Origin of the sequence: Chimaeribacter californicus (assembly GCF_002858675.1) — a bacterium.
Lineage (GTDB): Bacteria > Pseudomonadota > Gammaproteobacteria > Enterobacterales > Enterobacteriaceae > Chimaeribacter > Chimaeribacter californicus.
Genome location: NZ_PJZF01000030.1, coordinates 18,890 through 27,063, shown reverse-complemented (window position 1 = coordinate 27,063; position 8,174 = coordinate 18,890). Strand labels below are relative to the sequence as shown.

Below are 8,174 nucleotides of genomic sequence, written 5' to 3'. Positions count from 1 at the left end.
TCCACCCGATCGCAATGGACGACGGTCTGCGTTTCGCAATCCGTGAAGGCGGCCGTACTGTTGGTGCGGGCGTTGTTGCTAAAGTTATCGCTTAATCGCTGATAATATTTGACGCAACACGTACTGAAAGGGCATCATTCGATGCCCTTTTCTACGCTGTGACGTTAGAACCTATCTCATCAGCGATTTTATGTCATAATCATTGGTGAGATGGGCTCTGAGCTATAGCGTAAATACCGAGTTTGCGCTCATACAGGGCATCGATCGGTTTGGTTTGCCTCGCGATGCGAGGCAAAGTTGTTTGTTCTAAATCATTGTGACAGGTTGGTTTATGAGTGCGAATACCGAAGCTCAAGGAAGCGGGCGCGGCCTGGAAGCTGTCAAATGGCTGGTTGTCGCTGCGCTATTGGTTGTAGCCATTGTCGGTAATTATCTGTACCGCGAATACAACCTCCCGCTACGCGCATTGGCTGTTGTGATCATTATCGCTATTGCTGGTGCCGTCGCGTTAATGACAACCAAAGGCAAAGCCACTGTAGCCTTTGCCCGCGAAGCACGCACTGAAGTGCGTAAGGTAATTTGGCCAACCCGCCAGGAAACACTGCACACCACCTTAATCGTTGCCGCGGTCACTGCCGTGATGTCACTGATTTTGTGGGGACTAGATGGTATTCTGGTCCGCCTGGTATCGTTTATTACTGGCCTGAGGTTCTAAGATGTCTGAAGCTCCAAAAAAACGTTGGTACGTCGTTCAGGCGTTCTCCGGCTTTGAAGGCCGCGTAGCACAATCGCTGCGTGAGCATATCAAATTACATGACATGGAAGAGCTGTTTGGCGAAGTCATGGTCCCAACGGAAGAAGTGGTTGAAATCCGTGGTGGTCAGCGCCGCAAAAGCGAGCGCAAATTCTTCCCTGGTTATGTTCTGGTCCAGATGGTGATGAACGATGCAAGCTGGCACTTAGTGCGCAGCGTACCGCGTGTGATGGGCTTCATCGGTGGTACTTCTGATCGCCCTGCACCAATCAGTGATAAAGAAGTCGACGCTATTATGAACCGCCTGCAACAAGTTGGTGATAAGCCGCGTCCGAAGACTTTGTTCGAACCAGGCGAAATGGTTCGTGTCAACGATGGTCCGTTTGCTGACTTTAATGGTGTGGTAGAAGAAGTCGATTATGAAAAGAGCCGCTTGAAAGTGTCTGTGTCTATTTTTGGCCGTGCAACCCCGGTCGAACTGGATTTCAGTCAAGTCGAAAAAGGCTGATCACTTTTTGCTCTGACATAGCCATTTGATAGTTGTAAGAGGCGTGAAATTGAACTACAATTTCGCGCCTTTTGTTTTTAGACGTTGCCACATTGGCAGCGGCTTAATGTAAAAAGAACGGGGAGCCTGTCACCAGGCGATATAACCCAAATCGAGGATATTTAGATGGCCAAGAAAGTACAAGCCTACGTTAAGCTGCAAGTTGCAGCTGGTATGGCTAACCCGAGCCCACCGGTTGGTCCGGCTCTGGGTCAGCAGGGTGTTAACATCATGGAGTTCTGTAAGGCGTTCAATGCTAAGACTGACAGCATTGAAAAAGGTCTGCCGATCCCGGTTGTTATTACCGTTTACTCTGATCGCTCCTTCACTTTTGTTACCAAAACTCCGCCGGCAGCAGTGCTGCTGAAAAAAGCGGCTGGTATCAAGTCTGGTTCCGGCAAGCCGAACAAAGACAAAGTGGGTACCGTGACCCGTGCTCAGGTACGTGAAATCGCAGAAACCAAAGCTGCGGACATGACTGGTTCTGACGTTGAAGCGATGACTCGCTCCATCGAAGGTACTGCTCGTTCCATGGGCCTGGTAGTGGAGGATTAAGAGATGGCTAAGCTGACCAAGCGCATGCGCGTGATCCGTGACAAAGTTGATGCAACTAAACAGTATGACATCAACGAAGCCGTTGCCCTGCTGAAAGAGCTGGCTACCGCTAAATTCGTAGAAAGCGTTGACGTTGCTGTTAACCTCGGCATCGACGCTCGTAAATCTGACCAAAACGTTCGTGGCGCTACCGTTCTGCCGCACGGCACCGGTCGTTCTGTTCGCGTTGCCGTATTTACCCAGGGCGCAAATGCTGAAGCTGCTAAAGCTGCAGGCGCTGAGCTGGTAGGTATGGAAGATCTGGCTGACCAGATCAAAAAAGGCGAAATGAACTTCGACGTTGTTATTGCTTCCCCGGATGCAATGCGCGTTGTAGGTCAACTGGGTCAGGTTCTGGGCCCGCGCGGCCTGATGCCAAACCCGAAAGTAGGTACCGTAACCCCTAACGTTGCTGAAGCAGTGAAGAACGCTAAAGCGGGTCAGGTTCGTTACCGTAACGACAAAAACGGCATCATCCACACCACTATCGGTAAAGTTGACTTTGACGCTGACAAACTGAAAGAAAACCTGGAAGCCCTGCTGGTTGCGCTGAAAAAAGCTAAACCTTCTCAGGCTAAAGGCGTTTTCATCAAGAAAGTTAGCCTGTCCACTACCATGGGTGCAGGTGTTGCAGTTGACCAAAGCGGCCTGAACGCAGCAGCGAACTAATCGCTTTCTGCTTTTATCGCTTTACGCGAGCGCCGGATTTGTCTAGAATCTAACGCCCGTTGTTTTGCTAATTGCAAAACTCAGAATTTTTCGGTTGGAGCCTGGCCTATCCAGGCCTCCGTCCAAGACCGCAGGTGTGTCGAAAGGCACTTAATTTTCCTGCGTAGACGGTGACAGAGCCTGAAGAAAATTTTTTAATTGTCTTTGCTGGATTCTGCTCACCGTGTTTGAACGTCTGTCACCGATTCTCGGTAGCAGGCGAAGTGAGTTCCGGGGAATTATCCCCGGCCCAATCCAGGAGCAAAAGCTAATGGCATTAAATCTTCAAGACAAACAAGCGATTGTTGCTGAAGTCAACGAAGTAGCCAAAGGCGCGCTGTCTGCGGTTGTCGCGGATTCCCGTGGCGTTACCGTTGACAAAATGACCGAACTGCGTAAAGCAGGTCGTGAAGCTGGCGTGTACATGCGTGTTGTTCGTAACACCCTGATGCGCCGCGTCGTTGAAGGTACTCCGTTCGAGTGCCTGAAAGACACGTTTGTTGGTCCAACCTTGATTGCATTCTCTAACGAACACCCGGGCGCTGCTGCTCGTCTGTTCAAAGAGTTCGCGAAAGCGAATGCAAAATTTGAGGTTAAAGCTGCGGCCTTTGAAGGTGAGCTGATCCCTGCGGCGCAAATCGACCGCTTGGCAACGCTGCCGACTTACGAAGAAGCAATCGCACGCCTGATGGCAACCATGAAAGAAGCCTCTGCAGGCAAACTGGTTCGCACTCTGGCTGCACTGCGCGATCAGAAAGACGCGGCATAATCGCCCGGTTTTTTGTTGCGTTGCTAACGTATAATCTATTTCTGAATTTTAGGAACAATTGTTATGTCTATCACTAAAGAGCAAATTCTGGACGCAGTTGCAGAAATGTCCGTAATGGACGTTGTTGAACTGATCTCCATGATGGAAGAAAAATTCGGCGTTTCCGCTGCTGCTGCTGTAGCTGTTGCTGCTGGCCCGGCTGAAGCTGTTGAAGAAAAAACCGAGTTCGACGTTGTACTGTCTGCTGTTGGCGCTAACAAAGTTGCTGTTATCAAAGCAGTACGTGGCGCAACCGGCCTGGGTCTGAAAGAAGCTAAAGACCTGGTAGAATCTGCTCCGGCAGTTCTGAAAGAAGGCATCAGCAAAGACGACGCTGAAGCTCTGAAAAAATCCCTGGAAGAAGCTGGTGCTTCTGTTGAAGTTAAATAAGTTAACTTCCCAGGTTGCAGCCTGACTTAATAGGCTGATGGCTGGTGACTTTTTGGTCACCAGCCTTTTTGCGCTATAGGGTGTCAGTGAGATTTCACACTGTTTAATCACTGAACAACCCCAATATTTATTTCTATCGACGCCTTAATATACTGCCGTTCCCTGCGACAGACCGCTATCTGTCCCACAGCGCAATGAAATGATTTAAGAGTGATAGAAACAGGTATTGCGGAAAGTCTTTCGCTTTCCGATCGACATAAACGGTGTTGTATGAACTGTCCTTTAGGGCGGACAGAGTGGGTCACTGATCAGCGAGCTGAGGAACCCTATGGTTTACTCCTATACCGAGAAAAAACGCATTCGTAAGGACTTTGGTAAACGTCCACAAGTTTTGGACATACCATATCTCCTTTCTATCCAGCTTGACTCGTTCCAGAAGTTTATCGAGCAAGATCCAGAAGGGCAGTACGGGCTTGAAGCGGCATTCCGTTCTGTTTTTCCCATCCAGAGCTACAGCGGTAATTCAGAGCTGCAATACGTTAGCTACCGTCTTGGTGAGCCGGTATTCGACGTAAAAGAGTGCCAGATCCGCGGTGTTACTTATTCTGCGCCATTGCGTGTGAAACTGCGCCTGGTTATCTATGAGCGCGAGGCACCGGAAGGCACCGTTAAAGACATCAAGGAACAAGAAGTCTACATGGGCGAAATTCCGCTCATGACCGAAAACGGTACCTTTGTTATTAACGGGACTGAGAGGGTTATCGTATCTCAGCTGCACCGTAGTCCTGGCGTCTTCTTTGACAGCGATAAGGGTAAAACCCACTCTTCGGGTAAAGTGCTGTATAACGCACGTATTATCCCTTACCGCGGGTCATGGTTGGACTTTGAGTTCGACCCGAAAGACAACCTCTTTGTACGTATTGACCGTCGTCGTAAATTGCCGGCGACCATTATTCTGCGTGCATTGAGCTACACCACTGAGCAGATTCTTGACCTGTTCTTCGACAAAGTTGTCTTCGAAATTCGTGACAACAAGTTGCAGATGGAGCTGGTTCCTGAGCGCCTGCGTGGTGAAACCGCGTCCTTCGATATCGAAGCTGACGGCAAGCAGTATGTCGAAAAAGGCCGCCGTATCACGGCTCGCCATATCCGCCAGCTGGAAAAAGATGACGTTAAAAGCATCGAAGTTCCGGTTGAATACATCGCGGGTAAAGTGGTCGCTAAAGACTACATCGATGAAAGCACCGGTGAACTGATCTGTGCAGCAAACATGGAACTTTCCATGGACCTGCTGGCTAAATTGAGCCAATCCGGTCACAAGCGCATTGAGACGCTGTTCACCAATGACCTGGATCACGGTGCCTATATCTCCGAGACCCTGCGTGTCGATCCGACCAGCGACCGTCTGAGTGCGCTGGTTGAGATTTACCGCATGATGCGTCCGGGTGAGCCGCCGACACGCGAAGCAGCGGAAACGCTGTTCGAGAACCTGTTCTTCTCCGAAGATCGTTATGATCTCTCCGCCGTTGGCCGGATGAAGTTCAACCGTTCTCTGCTGCGTGATGAGATCGAAGGTTCCGGTATCCTGAGCAAAGACGACATCATTCAGGTGATGAAGAAGCTCATTGGTATCCGTAACGGTAAAGGCGAAGTCGATGATATCGACCACCTGGGCAACCGTCGCATCCGTTCTGTGGGTGAGATGGCGGAAAACCAATTCCGTGTTGGCCTGGTACGTGTTGAGCGTGCGGTGAAAGAGCGCCTGTCTCTGGGCGATCTGGATACCCTGATGCCACAGGACATGATCAACGCCAAACCGATTTCGGCGGCGGTGAAAGAGTTCTTCGGCTCCAGCCAGCTCTCCCAGTTTATGGATCAGAACAACCCGTTGTCTGAGATTACGCACAAGCGTCGTATCTCTGCACTGGGCCCAGGCGGTCTGACCCGTGAACGTGCCGGCTTTGAAGTTCGTGACGTACACCCAACTCACTACGGTCGTGTGTGCCCAATCGAAACACCGGAAGGCCCGAACATCGGTCTGATCAACTCCCTGTCTGTGTACGCGCAGACTAACGAGTACGGTTTCCTGGAAACCCCGTACCGTCGTGTAGTTGATGGCGTTGTGACCGACGAGATTCACTATCTGTCTGCGATTGAAGAAGGCAACTTCGTTATCGCCCAGGCGAACACTAACCTGGATGAAGAAGGCCACTTCGTAGACGATCTGGTTACCTGCCGCAGCAAAGGCGAATCAAGCCTGTTCAGCCGCGACCAGGTTGACTATATGGACGTATCCACCCAGCAGGTTGTTTCTGTTGGTGCATCCCTGATTCCATTCCTGGAACACGATGACGCCAACCGTGCATTGATGGGTGCGAACATGCAACGTCAGGCGGTTCCGACTCTGCGCGCTGATAAGCCGCTGGTAGGTACCGGTATGGAACGTGCAGTTGCGGTCGACTCCGGGGTAACTTCCGTAGCCAAACGTGGCGGTACTGTTCAGTACGTTGATGCATCCCGTATCGTTATCAAAGTTAACGAAGAAGAGATGCATGCCGGCGAAGCAGGGATCGACATTTATAACCTGACCAAGTACACCCGTTCGAACCAGAACACCTGCATCAACCAGATGCCGTGTGTCTCTCTGGGCGAGCCGATCGAGCGCGGCGACGTGCTGGCAGACGGCCCGTCTACTGACCTGGGCGAGCTGGCACTGGGCCAGAACATGCGCGTCGCGTTCATGCCGTGGAACGGCTACAACTTCGAAGACTCCATTTTGGTCTCCGAGCGCGTAGTACAGGAAGATCGCTTCACTACTATCCATATCCAGGAACTGGCGTGTGTCTCCCGTGACACCAAGCTGGGGCCTGAAGAGATCACTGCTGATATCCCGAACGTGGGTGAAGCGGCGCTCTCCAAACTGGATGAGTCCGGTATTGTGTATATCGGTGCGGAAGTGACCGGTGGCGACATTCTGGTGGGCAAGGTAACGCCGAAAGGTGAAACCCAGCTGACGCCTGAAGAGAAACTGCTGCGTGCTATCTTCGGTGAGAAAGCGTCGGACGTGAAAGATTCGTCCCTGCGCGTACCGAACGGCGTTTCCGGTACGGTTATCGATGTACAGGTCTTTACCCGCGATGGCGTGGAAAAAGACAAACGTGCATTGGAAATCGAAGAGATGCAGCTGAAGCAGGCGAAGAAAGACCTGACTGAAGAGCTGCAGATCCTGGAAGCCGGCCTGTTTGCCCGTATTCACAGCGCACTGGTCTCCGGTGGCGTTGAAGCTGACAAACTGAGCAAACTGCCGCGTGACCGTTGGCTGGAGCTGTCGCTGACTGATGAAGCGAAGCAAAACCAACTGGAACAGCTGGCTGAGCAGTACGACGAACTGAAATCTGACTTTGAGAAGAAGCTGGAAGCCAAGCGTCGTAAGATCACCCAGGGTGACGATCTGGCACCGGGCGTGCTGAAGATTGTGAAAGTGTATCTGGCCGTTAAACGTCAGATTCAGCCGGGTGACAAAATGGCAGGCCGCCACGGGAACAAAGGTGTTATCTCCAAGATCAACCCGATCGAAGATATGCCTTACGATGAAAACGGTACGCCGGTTGACATCGTTCTGAACCCGCTGGGCGTTCCGTCCCGTATGAACATCGGTCAGATTCTGGAAACCCACTTGGGTATGGCTGCGAAAGGCATTGGTGAAAAAATCAATGCTATGCTGAAGAAACAGGAAGAAGTTTCCAAGCTGCGCGAATTCATCCAGAAAGCGTACGATTTGGGCGACGATGTTCGTCAGAAGGTTGATCTGAACACCTTCTCTGATGATGAAGTATTGCGCCTGGCAGAGAACCTGAAAAAAGGTATGCCGATCGCGACGCCTGTATTCGATGGTGCAAAAGAGAAAGAAATCAAGGAACTGTTACAGCTGGGTGGCCTGCCGACTTCTGGTCAGATCACACTGTTCGACGGTCGTACCGGTGAGCAATTCGAGCGCCAGGTTACCGTGGGCTACATGTACATGCTGAAACTGAACCACTTGGTTGATGACAAGATGCACGCGCGTTCTACCGGTTCTTACAGCCTGGTTACTCAGCAGCCGCTGGGTGGTAAGGCGCAGTTCGGTGGTCAGCGCTTCGGTGAGATGGAAGTATGGGCACTGGAAGCTTACGGTGCTGCCTACACGCTGCAAGAAATGCTTACTGTCAAGTCGGATGACGTCAATGGCCGTACCAAGATGTATAAGAACATCGTGGATGGCAACCATCAGATGGAGCCAGGCATGCCGGAGTCCTTCAACGTACTGTTGAAAGAGATCCGCTCACTGGGTATCAACATCGAACTGGAAGGCGACTAATCCCCTCTCTCCGTTC

Annotated in this window: 8 protein-coding genes; all 8 read left to right on the top strand. The window is 51.3% G+C overall.

From position 1 onward, the window contains the following. Positions 1 to 95, top strand: a 95-nt coding sequence (locus CYR55_RS21905) for an EF-Tu C-terminal domain-related protein (RefSeq protein WP_072264976.1), incomplete at its 5' end; no start/stop codon positions are given. A gap of 236 nt (positions 96 to 331) precedes the next feature. Continuing rightward, positions 332 to 715 (top strand): preprotein translocase subunit SecE, encoded by a 384-nt coding sequence (secE, locus tag CYR55_RS21900; RefSeq protein WP_072933570.1) that lies wholly within the window; start codon positions 332 to 334, stop codon positions 713 to 715. A 1-nt stretch (position 716) separates the two neighbouring features. Further along, the gene (gene nusG, locus CYR55_RS21895; RefSeq protein ID WP_101818435.1) at positions 717 to 1,262 is read left to right on the top strand and encodes a transcription termination/antitermination protein NusG; all 546 of its coding nucleotides are present in this window, start codon (positions 717 to 719) and stop codon (positions 1,260 to 1,262) included. Between the two features lie 165 nt (positions 1,263 to 1,427). Next, positions 1,428 to 1,856, top strand: a complete 429-nt coding sequence (gene rplK, locus CYR55_RS21890) for a 50S ribosomal protein L11 (protein WP_072933574.1) — start codon at positions 1,428 to 1,430, stop codon at positions 1,854 to 1,856. Positions 1,857 to 1,859: 3 nt separating this feature from the next. After that, the gene (rplA, locus tag CYR55_RS21885) at positions 1,860 to 2,564 is read left to right on the top strand and encodes a 50S ribosomal protein L1 (RefSeq protein ID WP_101818434.1); all 705 of its coding nucleotides are present in this window, start codon (positions 1,860 to 1,862) and stop codon (positions 2,562 to 2,564) included. Positions 2,565 to 2,874: 310 nt separating this feature from the next. Beyond that, on the top strand, positions 2,875 to 3,372 hold the full coding sequence (gene rplJ / locus CYR55_RS21875) for a 50S ribosomal protein L10 (RefSeq protein ID WP_101818433.1): 498 nt from the start codon (positions 2,875 to 2,877) through the stop codon (positions 3,370 to 3,372). Between the two features lie 63 nt (positions 3,373 to 3,435). Further along, complete coding sequence (rplL, locus tag CYR55_RS21870) at positions 3,436 to 3,801, top strand: 50S ribosomal protein L7/L12 (RefSeq protein ID WP_072933580.1); 366 nt, start codon at positions 3,436 to 3,438, stop codon at positions 3,799 to 3,801. A 328-nt stretch (positions 3,802 to 4,129) separates the two neighbouring features. After that, positions 4,130 to 8,158, top strand: coding sequence for a DNA-directed RNA polymerase subunit beta (gene rpoB, locus CYR55_RS21865; RefSeq protein ID WP_101818432.1), 4,029 nt, complete (start codon positions 4,130 to 4,132; stop codon positions 8,156 to 8,158). Positions 8,159 to 8,174: the final 16 nt, after the last annotated feature.